At 41.0% G+C, this 16,199-nt stretch carries 16 protein-coding genes and 1 riboswitch; of the genes, 6 read left to right on the top strand and 10 right to left on the bottom strand.

Annotated features, from left to right (window positions below):
- Positions 1–22: 22 nt before the first annotated feature.
- From BFU02S_RS03795 to BFU02S_RS03785, 3 genes are all read right to left on the bottom strand, one after another.
- On the bottom strand, positions 23–1,222 hold the full coding sequence (locus BFU02S_RS03795) for an MDR family MFS transporter (RefSeq protein WP_066366800.1): 1,200 nt from the start codon (positions 1,220–1,222) through the stop codon (positions 23–25).
- Positions 1,223–1,342: 120 nt separating this feature from the next.
- Positions 1,343–1,522: a glycogen biosynthesis protein GlgD gene (locus BFU02S_RS03790; protein WP_066366799.1), complete on the bottom strand. Its 180-nt coding sequence runs from the start codon at positions 1,520–1,522 to the stop codon at positions 1,343–1,345.
- Positions 1,519–1,800, bottom strand: a complete 282-nt coding sequence (locus BFU02S_RS03785; protein ID WP_066366795.1) for a YtzC family protein — start codon at positions 1,798–1,800, stop codon at positions 1,519–1,521. Before BFU02S_RS03785 ends, BFU02S_RS03790 begins: the two co-directional genes overlap by 4 nt.
- A 170-nt stretch (positions 1,801–1,970) precedes the next feature.
- Between BFU02S_RS03785 and mnmL the strand changes: the two genes are divergently transcribed.
- Both mnmL and mnmM read left to right on the top strand, forming a co-directional pair.
- Positions 1,971–2,936, top strand: a complete 966-nt coding sequence (gene mnmL, locus BFU02S_RS03780; protein ID WP_066366793.1) for a tRNA modification radical SAM protein MnmL/YtqA — start codon at positions 1,971–1,973, stop codon at positions 2,934–2,936.
- Positions 2,933–3,505: a tRNA 5-(aminomethyl)-2-thiouridylate-methyltransferase MnmM gene (gene mnmM, locus BFU02S_RS03775; RefSeq protein ID WP_066366792.1), complete on the top strand. Its 573-nt coding sequence runs from the start codon at positions 2,933–2,935 to the stop codon at positions 3,503–3,505. The genes mnmL and mnmM overlap by 4 nt, the downstream gene beginning before the upstream one ends.
- Positions 3,506–3,548: 43 nt before the next feature.
- On the opposite strand, the gene tbcS is transcribed toward mnmM, so the two are convergent.
- From tbcS to metK, 4 genes are all read right to left on the bottom strand, one after another.
- The gene (tbcS, locus tag BFU02S_RS03770) at positions 3,549–4,631 is read right to left on the bottom strand and encodes a tetraprenyl-beta-curcumene synthase (protein ID WP_066366791.1); all 1,083 of its coding nucleotides are present in this window, start codon (positions 4,629–4,631) and stop codon (positions 3,549–3,551) included.
- 68 nt (positions 4,632–4,699) lie between these two features.
- Positions 4,700–5,503 carry an alpha/beta hydrolase gene (locus tag BFU02S_RS03765; RefSeq protein ID WP_066366788.1) on the bottom strand — a complete coding sequence of 268 codons (804 nt, stop codon included), beginning with the start codon at positions 5,501–5,503 and terminating at the stop codon, positions 4,700–4,702.
- A gap of 158 nt (positions 5,504–5,661) precedes the next feature.
- Entirely contained in the window at positions 5,662–7,557 is a 1,896-nt protein-coding gene (gene asnB, locus BFU02S_RS03760) for an asparagine synthase (glutamine-hydrolyzing) (RefSeq protein WP_066366787.1), read from the bottom strand.
- 241 nt (positions 7,558–7,798) lie between these two features.
- Entirely contained in the window at positions 7,799–8,998 is a 1,200-nt protein-coding gene (gene metK / locus BFU02S_RS03755; RefSeq protein WP_066366785.1) for a methionine adenosyltransferase, read from the bottom strand.
- A gap of 225 nt (positions 8,999–9,223) precedes the next feature.
- Positions 9,224–9,357, bottom strand: a riboswitch (SAM riboswitch).
- 225 nt (positions 9,358–9,582) lie between these two features.
- On the opposite strand from metK, the gene pckA reads away from it, so the two are divergent.
- The gene (gene pckA / locus BFU02S_RS03750; protein WP_066366783.1) at positions 9,583–11,166 is read left to right on the top strand and encodes a phosphoenolpyruvate carboxykinase (ATP); all 1,584 of its coding nucleotides are present in this window, start codon (positions 9,583–9,585) and stop codon (positions 11,164–11,166) included.
- Between the two features lie 152 nt (positions 11,167–11,318).
- On the opposite strand, the gene BFU02S_RS03745 is transcribed toward pckA, so the two are convergent.
- Positions 11,319–11,561 (bottom strand): DUF2584 domain-containing protein, encoded by a 243-nt coding sequence (locus BFU02S_RS03745; protein WP_066366781.1) that lies wholly within the window; start codon positions 11,559–11,561, stop codon positions 11,319–11,321.
- 37 nt (positions 11,562–11,598) lie between these two features.
- A complete protein-coding gene (locus BFU02S_RS03740; RefSeq protein WP_066366778.1) occupies positions 11,599–12,390 on the bottom strand; it encodes an alpha/beta hydrolase family protein in 792 nt (263 codons plus the stop codon).
- Between the two features lie 119 nt (positions 12,391–12,509).
- On the opposite strand from BFU02S_RS03740, the gene BFU02S_RS03735 reads away from it, so the two are divergent.
- The 3 genes from BFU02S_RS03735 to BFU02S_RS03725 are packed head-to-tail and all read left to right on the top strand — an operon-like array spanning position 12,510 to position 15,114.
- Positions 12,510–13,529, top strand: a complete 1,020-nt coding sequence (locus BFU02S_RS03735; RefSeq protein WP_066366777.1) for an ABC transporter substrate-binding protein — start codon at positions 12,510–12,512, stop codon at positions 13,527–13,529.
- A 21-nt stretch (positions 13,530–13,550) separates the two neighbouring features.
- Positions 13,551–14,327: an ABC transporter ATP-binding protein gene (locus BFU02S_RS03730; RefSeq protein WP_066366773.1), complete on the top strand. Its 777-nt coding sequence runs from the start codon at positions 13,551–13,553 to the stop codon at positions 14,325–14,327.
- A complete protein-coding gene (locus BFU02S_RS03725; RefSeq protein WP_066366771.1) occupies positions 14,308–15,114 on the top strand; it encodes an ABC transporter permease in 807 nt (268 codons plus the stop codon). The genes BFU02S_RS03730 and BFU02S_RS03725 overlap by 20 nt, the downstream gene beginning before the upstream one ends.
- Positions 15,115–15,170: 56 nt before the next feature.
- Here BFU02S_RS03725 and BFU02S_RS03720 read toward each other — a convergent pair whose 3' ends face one another.
- Complete coding sequence (locus tag BFU02S_RS03720; protein ID WP_066366769.1) at positions 15,171–15,872, bottom strand: MgtC/SapB family protein; 702 nt, start codon at positions 15,870–15,872, stop codon at positions 15,171–15,173.
- Between the last annotated feature and the right edge of the window lie 327 nt (positions 15,873–16,199).

Raw genomic sequence — 16,199 nt, 5'->3', positions numbered from 1 at the left:
GTCCACCCCACGTGGACAAAACCTACATTTGTCCACGAACGGTGCCTGACACCACTACTTTTCTTTTCTTTAAAGCACGGTCATATGTTAGTGTGGTGATGATTGCTGCTAGGAACAGTCCGATCATGACGATGAATAGTACGGTCATGCCGTACATGTCGGCGATGAGGCCGCCGATGACGGGGCCGATCATTCTGCCGCCAGTGGCGGAGCTGTTGACGATGCCTTGGTAGGTGCCTTCTTTGCCTTTTGGCGCGAGGTTGAAGGCGACGGTGGGTACTGCCGGCCAGATAAACATTTCTCCGATGGTTAGGATGATCATGGCCGTTAGGAATCCTGTAAAGGAACCAGCCTTTGCAGCTATAAGAAATGAAACAATAAAAATGCCGATCCCAACTAACATCTGCATTTTAAGTGTCATTTTCACCTGCTTGAACAATCCGTTTAAAAACGGCTGTCCAAGCACGATAAGACCGCCGTTAACTGTCCATAAAAAGCTGTACTGCTTTAGGGAGATATGGATTTGCTGTGTATAGGATGCAATAGTTGTCGTCCACTGATTATAAGCAATCCAGCACAGCAAGTAGCCTAAACAAAGAATCAACAGAGCTTGCAGATTGGTCCTATTCTTGTCAATTACAGCAACCAGGGCTTCTTGTTTGCGCTCCATTGTAGGAGTGGATATGTTCCGATACCCAAATAAAGCAATAAAGAGAAAAATGACATACATAATGGTGTTAGCAAAGAAAATAAGTTTAAATGAGTAATCTGCTACAAACCCGCCAAGGGACGTTCCGATTGCAACCCCGATGTTCTGCGCGATATACAGTGTATTAAAGGCTTTCCGTCCGCCCTCTTTCCAAACTGCCCCCGTCATTGCATACATTGCCGGAATAATGATTCCCGTCCCAAAACCTGAAATTGTAAATAACAACATATACTGCGGCCAGTCATTCCAGATTGAAAGTCCAGTCAGAGACAAAAGAGCAATTCCAATCCCCAAAAGAACGGATTTATAGCCGCCGATTTTGTCATATAAGTGACCGCCGATCAGGTTGCCGATTACATTTGCTGCGGAATTCAACATCAGCACGATCCCAGCTATTGACAAAGATTTCCCTAAATGATTATGAATATAAATGGTGTTTAAAGGCCATAAAAAAGAAGAACCGATTATATTCACTGCCATCCCCAATACCAACATCCATAAGACGCGCGGCATCAAAATCGCTCCTTTGTATAAATTTATTTCGATTCCCTCATTTTATGGTTTTTTTTATTCTTGTGCAATACTTTTTATATGTAAAAAATCTCCCAACAAAAGTTAGGAGATATTGAAATGTTACGATGATTGTTCCGGTTCCTGATGCATTTTTGATTTCACAGGCTGTCCACCTGTATTTTCATATTTCTTTTTCGCCTGTTTGACTAAATCCACATCTCGGCCAAGTTCCAGATCTTGATTATTAATACCGTTTCTCGTCTTTTGTTCAGGATTTTGCTGCTTCGAACGTTTTTTCAAAACTGTTCTCCTCCTCTAGTCCCTTGCAGGATCAAACTGTTCTGTAGCTGCTGAATTTGCAGCCTCATTCTATGAAGTTCTTCCCGCTGCTGTGCGTTAGCACTAATGGCCATTTTGCAAATTTCATTGTATGTTTCTTCCAGCTGTTGCAATGCCTTTGTATAATCATCGTTATTATAGTGTTCTTCAAGGCTGCTTTGTTTATACTGCTCTTCAGCATAACGAATTGTATCCTCTACTTGCTGTGATAAAACATCCATTGAAGCGCGAGTAGCCATTTAAGAACCCCCTTCAACTAACTAATGAAGCGTTCTGCTTCATATCTTATTGTGTTCGGCGATTCTTTGTCCTATAACCTTAAACAATTGATAATTACTGGAACCTTTGTATGTGTTCATGGTAAAATTATTTTTATGCACTCTTTTAAAAAATCAAGGAGGTTTTCGAAATGCTTCAGACGAAACCTTTTCCATATGCACTAGACAATAAACGATACCATACGTGGAATTACCACCTCCGCCAGCACTTTGGCCAAAAAGTATTTAAAATTGCGTTAGATGGCGGATTTGACTGCCCTAACCGGGATGGTACCGTCGCTTATGGCGGCTGTACCTTTTGCAGTGCTGCCGGTTCTGGGGATTTCGCCGGCAATCGTACCGAATCATTAGAAACACAATTTACAAAAATCAAGGGAAAAATGCATACAAAATGGAAAGAAGGCAAATATTTAGCCTACTTCCAGGCCTTTACGAATACCCATGCACCTTTATCAGTTCTTCGTGAAAAGTATGAAACCGTCCTTAAACAAGAAAACGTTGTCGGTATATCGATCGCTACCCGTCCTGATTGTCTCCCCGATGATGTTGTCGAATATTTGGCTGAATTAAACGAAAGAACGTACTTATGGGTGGAGCTTGGTTTGCAAACCGTTCACGAAGAGACAGCAAAGCTGATTAACAGGGCTCATGATTTTCCATGCTATATCGAAGGTGTCCATAAACTTAGAAGACACGGTATACGGGTGTGCTCCCATATTATCAACGGCCTTCTGCAGGAAAACTATGACATGATGATGGAAACTGCAAGGGAAGTAGCCAAGCTGGATGTTCAGGGAATTAAGATTCATCTGCTTCATTTGCTAAAAGGCACTCCGATGGTCAAGCAATATGAAAAAGGAATGCTCAAGTTTCTTTCCCGGGAAGACTATGTAAACTTAGTGTGTGACCAATTGGAAATTTTACCGCCGGAAATGATTATACATCGGATTACAGGTGACGGGCCGATTGATCTTATGATCGGACCGATGTGGAGTGTAAATAAATGGGAAGTATTGAATTCGATCGATACAGAGTTGAAGCGAAGAGATAGCTGGCAGGGGAAGTTTTACAATGAAAGGCAGGCAGATCCATCATGAAACTGGACCGAATTCTGCCGTTTGCAAAGATTTTATTGCAAAAGTGTGTGAAACCTGGAGATATTGTTGTTGACGCCACTGTTGGAAATGGACATGATACTGTATTTCTTGCTGAACTGATTGGTAAAACCGGAAAAGTGTATGGCTTTGATGTACAGGAACAGGCCATTCAAGCAACAAAGGAGCGTTTAGTCCAAAGCGGCCTGCTTGAGCGTGTAACCCTTTTTCATAAAGGACACGAAGGAATTTCCAGTTCCATTCCACAAGCCCACCATGGATTGATCACAGGCGGTATTTTTAATCTTGGCTACCTACCGGGGAGTGATAAAACGATCATTACCCGCCCTGAAACGACTATCGCCGCAATCGAACAGCTGCTTACCATCATGGCACCTGAAGGAATCATTGTGCTTGTTATTTACCACGGTCATGAAGGCGGTGCTCAGGAACGTGAATCATTATTACACTATTGCCGGCAAATAGACCAAAATTTCGCTCATGTGTTGCAATACCAATATATTAACCAACAAAATAACCCGCCGTTTATTATTGCTATTGAAAAACGTTAAAAACCAGGCCATACCTGGTTTTTCTTTTGTACGGCAAAGGTTGTCATCTCGCGATCATCTTGGTAACAAATGAAGGAACCGATCTTTGAAGCGAGCGATAGGCCAAACCGTTAAAATAAAAGAAATAACTGGCCCACCCGCCTGATTTGATAATTTTTTTGGCAAGCTTGCGGACATTTTTTTGTTTTCGCACTTTGGAATCTGACAAATAAATGCCAAGCAGCCCACGATTAATCAGCTGATGGAATTTTTTATGGGGAAGACAGTTCGTATGGCGGTCTGCTTCCGTAACAAAATGGGTAAGCCGATTAAAAAGTGCTTCCTCACTTTCATAATATGTACAAAAATTCAAGTCGCCTCCAGCCTTATCCTCTTCTTGATCAATAAAGTAATCCAGCAAAATATGCAAACCTTGAATATAAGGAAAATAACCATTCCGGATATTTAACGCATCACTTGCTTTAAAATCCTCGCGCATCGCATAAGAAGTAAGGCAAAAGATCCCTAGCGTCGAACCCGAGCAGGCTGAAAATTCATACCATTCCATGTCCGGCAATCCGTTCTTATGATGTTGAAACCATTTTTCAAGCCGGGGTACTCGTTCTTCCTGTTTCACATGCTTGTGAATTTGCAGATCGCAATAATACTGGCAAAGTTCGAGTAAATAAGTTTGAATAAGATCATAATTTTCTAAATCCTTCAAAATAGAACGACATGTCGAGGATAAATCATGCAAATAACCGGCATCGTCCTGATCATTGCGAAGGCGGTAATAATTCTTCTCTACTGTTTCTAACACAAGTGCATCCGACATGGATTCATGAAGGGCGGCAAAATCATCAGGATCAAGTGATGTACTGCGGTCACAAAGATTATCGAGATAATCGCTAATGGTTTGATAAGCGACGATAAACTTTACTGCTTTTTTATATTTCTCCCCAGCTGTCAAGGCAAGAATCGCTCCTCCCTCGCAATGAAAGGCTTTATGTTCGATGCTGGCAAGAGCTTGTTTCTTAAGTTCCGGATTGGGGATCTTTTCTGCCCTTCCCTTCCAATAAGCTAATTCTTGATGAACAGCTGGCAGTATTTTGCGATATACCCTCGACATAAGTGTGATTGGCATCATTCAAAACGACAACCTTTCTTTAACGTTTAAATTTTGATCTTGGCATGCAAGGAATAATCGCAAGGCTGTTAAACAATATAGCCAATTGCTTTTAACTGTCCCAGTACAAAGTCTTTTGCGTAATCAAAAACTTCTTCCCGTTCAGGTTCATTAAAAATTTCATGGTAACATTTCGGCCATTCCTTAAATCGCTTTTCAGACAACGGAACATGATTGAACCATTCTTTAACAGAAAGTTTATTTACTATTTTGTCATCTCCGCCTTGCATCACAAGGAGCGGAATATCCTGGGTTTTGCCAAGATTAAGAAAAGCCTGCTTCATCGCATGGGCAAGTTCACGATACCATCTGACAGAAACCTTTGTCACATACAGCGTATCATTCGAATCCACTTCCCAGACATCTTTATTTCTAGTTGCCATTTGAATGGTTAAACCGGAGTTCACTCTTAAAGTAGGAATAACAAAATTTAAACCATAGGACATAATTTCTAATAATTTTGGCGGGGATTGGACAAGACCTAAACAGGGTGATGACAATATAACTCCGGCAATATTTAACCTTTGTTCTTGCATCAAGCGGATGGCAATCAATCCTCCCATACTATGGCCAAGTAAAAACACCGGCAATTCATAACGGTAGGCTGCCTGAATCCAATCCTTTACCTCAAATATGTATTCATCGAAAGAATCAATATGGCCGCGGCGGGATCTTGTTGTCATGCCCTGGCCGGGAAGATCACCCATAATGACATGAAAGCCCGACATACGCCACATTTCAATCAGCCAGCCATATCTGCGATGGTGTTCCATGGCACCATGCACCATCACGATTACCGCTTTTGCTTCTTCATCTGCTTCCCACTTCCACATCTTGCTTCCCCCTAGAAAATAAGTTACAAACAGCAAATCTTAATTTTTATATTTTACCACAAAGATCAATAAACATTGATACAAGAAGATTTCTTTGTCAGGAAAAAAATCCCTTGCATAAAGAAGACACCCATCGCTTAGTTGGGTGTCTTTCTCCATTATTGTTTTACCGCTGCCAGCATCTTTTCTTCAGACTGGAATGAATATACTTTTTCAACAAATACTTGATGCCAAACCATAAACATCAGCACAGTCCAAATTTTCCGGCTGTTATCTGCTTTTCCAAGGCAATGATCATCCAAGAGTTTAAGCAGATAGGATTTATTGATTAAATGATCTGTATTGCTTTCACGAATGATGTTTTTCGCCCAATCATCCATTTCTGCTTTTAACCAGTGACGGATCGGCACTGGGAATCCAAGCTTCTTACGGTTTAGAACATGATCCGGAACAACCCCTTCAGCCGCTTTTCTTAAAACATACTTGGTCGTTCCGTTGGCTGTTTTCAAGCTGGTTGGAATTTTAGACGCCACCTTGAATACCTCTTTATCAAGGAACGGCACACGGAGCTCTAAAGAATGTGCCATTGTCATGCGGTCTGCTTTCAGTAAAATATCCCCACGCATCCATGTATGAATATCGATGTATTGCATTCTGTCTACAGGGTCATAGCCTCTTGATTCTTCATAAAGCGGCTTTGTAACGTCCGTATAGTTCAATCCTTCCCGATACACGTTTAACAAATCGCGCTTCTCTTCTTCTGTGAACATTTTGGCGTTGCCGATATAACGCTCTTCCATCGGGGTCGTCCCGCGTTCAATGAAACTCTTGCCTTTTGTTCCTTCCGGCATTATGTTGGCAATTCCTCTTAACAATGCTTTCCCAACCCGCGGAATTTTGTTGAAAACTTCCAAATCTTGTGGTTCACGGTAAATATTATAGCCACCAAACAACTCATCCGCACCTTCTCCGGAAAGAACAACTGTAACATGCTTTCTCGCTTCTCGTGCGACAAAATAAAGCGGAACACATGCCGGGTCTGCGAGAGGGTCATCCATGTGCCACATTATCTTCGGTACTTCCTTCATATACTCTTCAGGTGTGATCACATAGCTGATATTTTCAACCCCAAGCTTCTCTGCTGTTTCTTTGGCTACATCGATCTCACTGTAGCCTTCGCGCTGAAAACCGACCGAAAACGTCTTAATAGACGGATGGAATTCTTTCGCGATAGAAGCGATGACCGAAGAGTCAATCCCGCCAGAAAGAAAAGAACCAACTGGAACATCACTGCGCATATGTTTTTCAACCGAATCAAACAATACATCGCGAATTTCTTTAATGAAATCAGCTTCTGATTGATTCACCGGCTTAAAGCTTGCCTTCCAATAACGCTTGATGTCCATTTTTCCGCCAGCTTTTTTCGTAAAATAATGGCCCGGTTCAAGCTTTTTAATTCCGGATGAAAGCGTATCTGGCTCCGGAACAAATTGATAGGTTAAATAATGCTGCAGGGCATCATAATTCAGTACATCGTTCTCAAGTGCCAGCAAGATACTTTTTTTCTCTGAAGCGAAGAAAGTTTTGTCTCCATCTTCCAAATAAAAGAACGGTTTAATACCAAATGGATCACGTGCACCGAATAGAGTTTGTTCCTGTTTATCCCAAATAACAAAGGCAAACATTCCGCGTAGCTTTTCCACGGCCTTTTCTTTTATATGGCTGTAAAGGGCAATAATCACTTCTGTGTCAGAGCTTGTCGAAAATGTTAGGCCTTCCTTTAAAAGCTCTTCCCGAAGCTCAACATAGTTATAAATTTCGCCGTTAAAAATAATCCAGTAGCGCTCATTTTCATAAGTCAGCGGTTGATGACCGGACTCAATATCAATAATACTTAAACGGCGGAAACCAAATTGGATATGCTCATCAACATAATAACCATCATCATCCGGTCCACGGTGGGTAATAATATTATTCATATTTTTAAACAGCTGTTTCTGATCTTCACGATAATCCTGCGGTTTCTCGTGTACACAACCAATAAAGCCACACATTATGTACTTCACCTACTCCATTCATATCACCCGTAAAGGGTATTCTTCAAAAAAACACACTATTTAATACTAACATTTTTTATTAAAAATGGCACTGTGAACAATAGGAAAATTTAACGTATCTCCATTTTTTACTTCTATTGTCCTACTTAAACCCTCTATACCCGATAAAAGGAGACTTAAACAAAAATAAAATGGGAGTTTTATGCAATTTGCAACTCCCATTTTATTGGTTAACTATTTATTTTGCCGCTTGTTCTTTCAGGGCCTCCGCTTTATCGGTCCGCTCCCAAGGAAGATCCACATCAGAACGACCAAAGTGTCCGTAGGCAGCAGTTTGCTTGTAAATTGGACGTCTTAAATCTAACATCTTAATAATTCCTGCTGGACGCAAATCAAAATTGTTCTCAACTAACTCAACAAGAACTTCTTCATTAACTTTCCCTGTGCCGAATGTATCAATCGAAATGGAAACCGGACGGGCAACACCGATCGCATAGGCAAGCTGTACTTCGCATTTTTCCGCGAGACCAGCTGCGACAATGTTTTTCGCCACATAGCGGGCTGCATAGGCAGCGGAACGGTCAACCTTCGTCGGATCTTTACCGGAGAAGGCACCACCGCCATGGCGTGCGTAACCGCCGTACGTATCGACAATAATCTTACGGCCAGTTAACCCTGCATCCCCTTGTGGTCCGCCAATTACAAAACGTCCTGTCGGGTTAATGAAGTATTTGGTATTTTCATCAATTAATTCTTGCGGAACAACCGGATTAATAACATATTCTTTAATATTCCGTTGAATTTGCTCCAGTGAAATTTCCGGATGATGCTGAGTAGAAATAACAATCGTATCAATACGGACAGGTTTGTTATTCTCATCATATTCTACTGTAACTTGTGTTTTTCCATCCGGACGCAGGTAAGGAAGAATTTCGTCTTTACGTACTTCCGTTAAGCGTCGGGCCAGCTTATGAGCCAGGGAAATTGGCAAAGGCATTAGCTCTTTTGTTTCATTGCAGGCAAAACCGAACATTAATCCTTGGTCCCCTGCACCAATCGCTTCAATTTCCTCATCAGACATCTGACCTTCACGTGCTTCAAGCGCACGGTTAACACCCATAGCAATATCAGGAGATTGCTCATCAATTGATGTTAAAACAGCGCAAGTTTCTGAGTCAAAACCGTATTTCGCACGATTATAGCCAATTTCTTTAATCGTTTCACGGACAATTTTCGGAATATCTACATATGTAGATGTGGTAATTTCACCGGCAACTAGAACCAATCCGGTTGTAACGGATGTTTCAGCCGCAACACGGGCATTAGGATCCTTTTCTAAAATGGCATCTAAAATGGAATCAGAAATTTGGTCACAGATTTTATCCGGATGACCTTCCGTTACTGATTCAGAAGTAAACAAACGACGTTTTGCAGACAATCTGAATTCCTCCTATATTGATGAAGTAAGTGAGGTTATCTGATTTGGCTTTTTATGGACCTTCCCGTTTAACCTCGGGTTGAAACGGAACTCATTCCCTTTGTAGTATGAAATAAAAATGGAATATTTATTTTAAACTCCATGATAAATATCCTTCGCAAAAAACAAAAAAACCTTCCATATGAGGAAAGGTTTCAGAGCAATACTGTTCTCGCGCGCCTTTCACTCTTATCGTTCAAGGTCAAGCCTTGCATCAGTTTAGCACCTTTGCTCGGAAAATGTCCGTCATTCGGCCATTTTCTTTGTTGCAGGTTGCTGGGTTTCATCGGGCCTGTCCCTCCACCAGCTCGGGATAAGAGAGTATCCGTTCAAGGTAAAATCATAACGTAATATGAAGAATATTGTCAATAATTTTTTGGCTTTTGATAGATGAAAATTAAAATCCATTACTTTCCACTTGTTGAAGCAATATAAGGAATATAGTATAAAAAATGATAATTTCATTTATTAGTATAGACTATTCGTTTTAATGTGATATACTATTTTTATGGTTAAAAATTTTGCAAAGGATGGTTTCAGAAAAAATGAATTCTGTTCACATTCCCACTGATGTAAAACAATTATTAAAGAAAAGCAATGTACAAGTACAACTATCTGTTCCACAGTTAGTTGAAAAAATCTTGGCAAGAAACGAAGGATCGTTAACTTCTACCGGAGCTATTTGTGCTGAAACAGGCAAATATACAGGCCGTTCTCCGAAAGATAAATTTATTGTCGTTGAAGAATCAACAAAAGATAAAATTGACTGGAATGCAAACCAGCAAATTTCCGAACAAGCTTTTACTAACCTTTATTATAAAGTACTGGATTACTTGAAGCAAAAGGACGAAATTTTCGTTTTTAAAGGATTTGCCGGTGCAGATCAAAAATCCAGACTGCCTATTCAAGTGATTAATGAATTAGCTTGGCACAATTTATTCGTTCATCAGCTCTTTATCCGCCCAACCGAAGAAGAGCTGTTAAACCATGAAGCGGAATTCACGGTTGTTTCGGCACCACATTTCAAAGCAGATCCTGCTGTTGACGGAACAAAATCTGAAACCTTTATTATTATTTCGTTCGAACGCCGGATTGTGTTAATCGGCGGAACAGAATATGCCGGCGAGATGAAAAAATCGATTTTTTCAGTCATGAATTATTTACTGCCAGAACAAAATATTTTTCCAATGCACTGTTCGGCCAATGTCGGACCTGAAGGTGATGTTGCCTTATTCTTTGGATTGTCAGGAACCGGCAAAACAACACTGTCAGCCGATCCGAACCGCAAACTGATCGGTGATGACGAACACGGCTGGTCCTCCAATGGGGTATTTAATATTGAAGGCGGCTGCTATGCAAAATGTATCAATTTATCTCGTGAAAAAGAACCGCAAATATTTGATGCCATCCGCTTCGGAACCGTATTAGAAAACGTCATTATTAACCCGGAATCACGAATTGCTGATTATGATGATAATACATTGACAGAAAACACACGGGCTGCCTATCCAATTGAGGCGATTGACAATATTGTCCTGCCAAGCATTGCCGGCCACCCGCATACGATTGTGTTCTTAACAGCAGATGCCTTTGGAGTGTTGCCACCAATTGCTAAATTGACGAAGGAACAAGCGATGTACCATTTCTTAAGCGGATATACGTCAAAACTTGCCGGAACAGAGCGCGGTGTAACATCACCTGAGGCCACCTTCTCGACTTGTTTCGGGGCTCCATTCCTGCCACTGCCAGCAATCCGTTATGCTGAAATGCTCGGAGAAAAAATATTGGAACATAATGTAAATGTGTTCCTTGTCAATACTGGCTGGACTGGAGGGGAATATGGGGTTGGCAGCCGCATGAAACTTTCCTACACAAGAGCCATGGTGCAATCGGCTCTTGAAGGAGAATTAAACCATATTGAAACGGTTAAAGACGAGTACTTCGGCTTAAATATCCCGCTTCATATTGCCGGCGTTCCTGATGAAGTGCTGCAGCCAAGAAAAACATGGTCAAACCAAGAAGCATATGATCAGAAAGCCAAGGAATTAGCCGTAAAATTCCGGGAAAACTTCAAAAAATTCTCCAACGTTTCTCCGGAAATTTCCGAAAAAGGCGGTCCGATTGCTTAATAGTAAAAGTAAAGCTGGTACCCGATATGGTGCCAGCTTTTTTGTTGATATTGCATCATTTTATGTCGATATCGTCTTATTTTGTGTTGATATCACTGCAATTTGTGTTGATCTATCGGCCAAAAAGAAAAAAGCAGGCATTGATACCCACTTTAGTTCGTGGAATTTAATGAAATTAATTGATACGTTATCGTAGTAAGATGGTTTTGCCACTCGATTTTTTTGATCACAGCTGTTCCGCTTGTGTCACTTTCCAGCGTTTTTTTCACCTCAACGGGGATGTCGATCGGATAAAGCCTGTAGCCTTCTTTTTCTAAAACAAACAAGTTCTCTTCTATCCGCTTCTCTCTTCCCTTTGTTACAATCAGCGTATTTAATTCAAGGGGCATTCCCATACTAATCCGCTCCTCTGCACTTAATACCTATATTTTATCATTTTTCGTGATGACTTTTCATCCATTTCGTCAAATCAGAGACAACTTTTCGGTTAATAGCTGGAGGAAAATAATGCGTAAACTCGGGAAAATACCATGATTCGACCGGTTTGCCCAATGCTTTGAGCCGCCTCTCGAGCCGGTAAGCATGCTCGATCGAAACATTGTGATCGTTCAGGCCATGAATGATCAGAACAGGTGCCTCAAGCTTCTCCAATTTATATAATGGAGTTCTTAACCGATACCGATCAGGAAATTTCCTAGGTGTGCCACCGATTACCCGCTTCATCATTCTCCGCAAATCTTTCCGCTCCATGTAGGTTAAGGCCATATCCGTCACCCCGCCCCATGTAACTACAGACGCTGCTTCCGGAAAATGAATGCCCGTCAAAAGAGCCATGACGCCGCCCCGTGAAAATCCTAAAATATGAATTTTTTTTACTCTTGGCAGTGACTTTAATAACAAAAACCCACTAAAAGCATCCTCACGATCCTCTCCTGCAAAATCTTCATTGCCTTCCCCTCCCTGATTCCCGCGATAAAATGGGGCAAAGACAATAAACCCTTCTTGGGCAAATTGGGCAATTCGTGCCGGCCTGACTTTCCCGACATTTTTAATGCCGCCTCGCAAATATAGAAACCCATCATAATTCCCGGCAGCCCTTGGTTCAGCCAGCATGCCCTTGACCCTAAATCCCTCGGAAATATATGTAACCATCTTTAATTCAACATTAGGGTTAGGTGAAGGAAACCGCTGAATTTCTATTATTTTACCATTATATTCATTCATCCTTTTCGACCCTTTATAAAAAATTTCGGAACTAGGCATTCACACATTTTTTTCCCATTCATACGATATTTTAGGCAAACAGCCCTGTAATTTTCAAATCGTTTAAAGGAGGTTCCGATATGAAAAAATGGCTAAAACTCAGTTTCTCCCTTTTCCTTATTACTATGCTAACGTTTTCCTTAGCTGCATGTACTAACAATACGAAAACACAAGCCCCGAAGAAACTGGAAAAAGTACGGATTGCCGAAGTAACAAGGTCGCTTTTTTACGCTCCTGAATATGTTGCCATATCCAAAGGGTTTTATAAAGATGAAGGTCTGGATATCACCTTGACAACCGTACCCGGCGGTGACAAAACGATGACTGCCCTTTTGACGGGAGCTGCCGATGTAGCGCTAGTTGGTTCCGAAACATCCATTTATGTGTATGCTCAGGGCTCGGATGATCCAGCGATCAATTTCGCGCAATTGACTCAAACAGATGGCACTTTCCTATTCTCCAGGAAGAAAATCGATCACTTCACTTGGGATCAATTAAAAGGAATAACCTTCCTCGGACAGCGCAAAGGCGGAATGCCGCAAATGGTTGGGGAGTACGTGTTAAAGAAACATGGCATCGACCCCCATAAAGATGTGAAATTAATTCAGAATATCGATTATGCCAATATTGCGAATGCTTATGCTTCCGGAACCGGCGACTTTGTACAATTATTTGAGCCGACTGCGAGCATTTTTGAAAAAGAAGGAAAAGGCTATATTGTTGCTTCCTTCGGGAAAGAATCCGGCCATGTTCCCTATACCAGTTTCATGGCCAAACAAAGCTATATTAACAAAAATAAAGGAACGATTGAAAAATTTACAAGAGCGATTTATAAGGCACAACAATGGGTGCAAACCCATAGTGCCGAGGAAATTGCCGATGCGGTAAAATCCTATTTTCCCGATACCGATCCCGAGATTATGAAAACAGTGATCGACCGCTATAAGAACCAGGGCTCCTATGCAACTGATCCCATTCTGGATCAAGTTGAATGGAATAATTTGCAAAACATTATGAAAGAAGCCGGCGATCTGCCGAAGCAAGTGGATTATAAAACCCTTGTCAATACAGCCATTGCCGAGAAAGTAATGAAAAAATAATCAGAAAGGGAGGCCGTCATCATGAGCTTCTTGACCGTTCAAGATGTCCATCACACCTATTTCACCAAAGACACTGCTGTCACGGCCCTCTCCAATATAAGTTTGACAATAGAGGAAGGGGAATTCATCTCCTTTCTTGGTCCCAGCGGGTGTGGGAAAACGACCCTACTTTCGATTATCTCTAGCTTATTAAAACCCACTCAAGGAACTGTCCTTTTGGAGAATAAACCAGTATCGACCTCAAAAAATGAAATTGGTTATATGCTGCAGCAAGATTATTTGTTTCCTTGGAAAACGATTGAAGAAAATGTGCTACTTGGCCTAAAATTATCGAAACAGCTCACAGAAGAAACAAAGACGACCGCGCTCAGCTTATTACATCAAATTGGTCTGCAAGGGGTTGAAAAACAACTACCAAAGCAATTATCCGGCGGAATGAGGCAGCGCGTGGCCCTTGTGCGCACACTGGCCACAGGACCTAAACTTTTGATGCTGGATGAACCGTTTTCCGCGCTTGATTATCAAACAAAATTAAAGCTTGAAGATTTGGTATCCCGTACGTTAGATGAATTTGGCAAGACTGCCATTCTCGTCACCCATGATATTGGCGAAGCGATCGCGATGAGTGACAGAGTTTATTTATTTGCTTCGAATCCCGGCAGGATTCACAAAATTTTTTCAATGCCTGAGGAGTTAAGAATACTCTCACCATTTGAAGCAAGAAACCATGAAGCTTATACAAGCATCTTTCAAATGATATGGAAGGAGTTGGAGTCGCTTGAACCAGGAAAAGGATAAGGTGGAACTCCTCCATAACCATTACATTCAATCTCTTAAAATCGAAAAACGTTGGGTCCGGTTTTATCAGCTGATTATTTTCCTGCTCATTTTTTCAAGTTGGGAGTTTTTAAGCCGGATGCATTGGATTGACCCGCTCATATTCAGTTCACCGTCAAAAATTTGGCATTTAGGTATAGAGAAAATTCAGGATGGGACATTAATGATCAATCTAGAAGCTACACTAATGGAAACCGTGGCGGGCTTTCTGATCAGCACGATTTTTGGAGTCATTATCGCTGCTATTCTTTGGTGGTCACCAATGATTTCTAAAATATTGGACCCTTATCTTGTTATTTTTAATGCGATGCCAAAAGTCGCTCTAGGACCAGTCATCATAGTTGCCTTAAGTCCAGGCTATACATCGATCATTGCTAATGGGGTCATCATTTCCGTTATCATTACCGCCATTGTCGTCTATACTTCGTTCAAAGAAGTAGACCCCAACTACTTAAAAGTGCTGCAAACACTTGGAGCGACACGCTTTCAATGCTTTAAAGAAGCGATCATGCCGGCAAGCTTTCCAACCATTATTTCTACATTAAAAGTAAATGTCGGCCTTTCATGGGTTGGTGTGATCGTCGGGGAGTTCCTTGTTTCATCGAAAGGATTGGGTTACATGATTATTTACGGTTTCCAAGTTTTTAACTTTACACTTGTATTCTTAGCACTACTGGTTATCGCAGTACTCGCTACCATCATGTACCAATTGGTCGGCTTATTGGAAAGAAAATTAATAAAAGAATAGCGGTGTTTCTGCTATTCTTTTTCACCTTTATATTAGATTCAGTTGTTTTCAATAGTTTAATCATTATCTTGTTCAGGAATTGATTTCCACCCGACAGAGGTTACACTATATTCCAGGCTTAAACGGCTTACTATTTTTTCAATAAGTGCTGCTTTTTTCGTGTCACAATGTAAAAATGCACGTACATTTACTTTTTGGCTATTCTCGATGTCTTCACTATTCAATTCTTTAAGGCCGATGCCTTCTGCATGCACCAAATGCATCAACAAGACTCGGATATGGCCCTCATCCTTATCTAAACATGTTGCAGATATTACATAGTTCATGTCTTCTTTTATATAATCTCTAGACTTTTTATTCATATACAATGCGATAGGACGGAGTAAAACATTTGCCAACACAACTCCCAAAGCACCTATTATAGCTACTTTTAGAAATCCCGCCCCGACAAGAGTTCCTACTGCCGCAGCACACCATAATGTGGCAGCTGTATTTAATCCGCGTATACTCAGACCTTCTCGAATAATGACTCCCCCGCCGAGAAAACCAATTCCACTTACAACCTGAGCTGCAATCCGTGTAGGACTTGATTCTCCTGGAATCATGACAGATAATATCACAAATAAACAGGCTCCCAATGAGACAAGAGCATTCGTTCGTAATCCAGCCATCCGATGCCGCCATTGACGTTCGGTTCCTATACATGCCCCAGCGAATACTGCCACAACCAATCGAATCACCATGTCTTGCCATACCATATCCTTCACCACCACACTTGATCCATATTGAAAGAAGAATTACACAAATAACCCTCCTTTGTTCATACTGAACTTTTTCCTAAGTAGTATTCTACAAAAAACCATTATTTATCTTTTATCCGTAACAGGATCGGGGATAGATGACCGTTCTTAATAAAAAAATATTATTTTTATTGATGCGTTTAGCATGTAAAAAAGGTTAATATATAAATGTCTCGTATTTTAGAAATTGCTACAAAATGAATCTTCTCATAAGCTTCTATTTTACTTTTTAAAAACAAAGCTTTTTGTCAAATATACTAAGGTACTAAAGAATAATGGTAGTGT

Source organism: Neobacillus fumarioli NBRC 102428 (assembly GCF_001591485.1).
GTDB lineage: Bacteria > Bacillota > Bacilli > Bacillales > Cytobacillaceae > Neobacillus > Neobacillus fumarioli.
Note: the sequence above shows the minus strand (reverse complement) of the source record. Positions and strands in the feature narration are given on the sequence as shown.

Excerpts from the sequence above, each read along its gene's own strand:
- BFU02S_RS03795 (WP_066366800.1), bottom strand. The coding sequence starts at position 1,222 with ATGCCGCGCGTCTTATGGATGTTGGTATTGGGGATGGCAGTGAATATA.
- BFU02S_RS03785 (WP_066366795.1), bottom strand. The coding sequence starts at position 1,800 with ATGGCTACTCGCGCTTCAATGGATGTTTTATCACAGCAAGTAGAGGAT.
- mnmL (WP_066366793.1), top strand. The coding sequence starts at position 1,971 with ATGCTTCAGACGAAACCTTTTCCATATGCACTAGACAATAAACGATAC.
- mnmM (WP_066366792.1), top strand. The coding sequence starts at position 2,933 with ATGAAACTGGACCGAATTCTGCCGTTTGCAAAGATTTTATTGCAAAAG.
- tbcS (WP_066366791.1), bottom strand. The coding sequence starts at position 4,631 with ATGATGCCAATCACACTTATGTCGAGGGTATATCGCAAAATACTGCCA.
- BFU02S_RS03765 (WP_066366788.1), bottom strand. The coding sequence starts at position 5,503 with ATGTGGAAGTGGGAAGCAGATGAAGAAGCAAAAGCGGTAATCGTGATG.
- asnB (WP_066366787.1), bottom strand. The coding sequence starts at position 7,557 with ATGTGTGGCTTTATTGGTTGTGTACACGAGAAACCGCAGGATTATCGT.
- pckA (WP_066366783.1), top strand. The coding sequence starts at position 9,583 with ATGAATTCTGTTCACATTCCCACTGATGTAAAACAATTATTAAAGAAA.
- BFU02S_RS03745 (WP_066366781.1), bottom strand. The coding sequence starts at position 11,561 with ATGGGAATGCCCCTTGAATTAAATACGCTGATTGTAACAAAGGGAAGA.
- BFU02S_RS03740 (WP_066366778.1), bottom strand. The coding sequence starts at position 12,390 with ATGAATGAATATAATGGTAAAATAATAGAAATTCAGCGGTTTCCTTCA.
- BFU02S_RS03735 (WP_066366777.1), top strand. The coding sequence starts at position 12,510 with ATGAAAAAATGGCTAAAACTCAGTTTCTCCCTTTTCCTTATTACTATG.
- BFU02S_RS03730 (WP_066366773.1), top strand. The coding sequence starts at position 13,551 with ATGAGCTTCTTGACCGTTCAAGATGTCCATCACACCTATTTCACCAAA.
- BFU02S_RS03720 (WP_066366769.1), bottom strand. The coding sequence starts at position 15,872 with ATGGTATGGCAAGACATGGTGATTCGATTGGTTGTGGCAGTATTCGCT.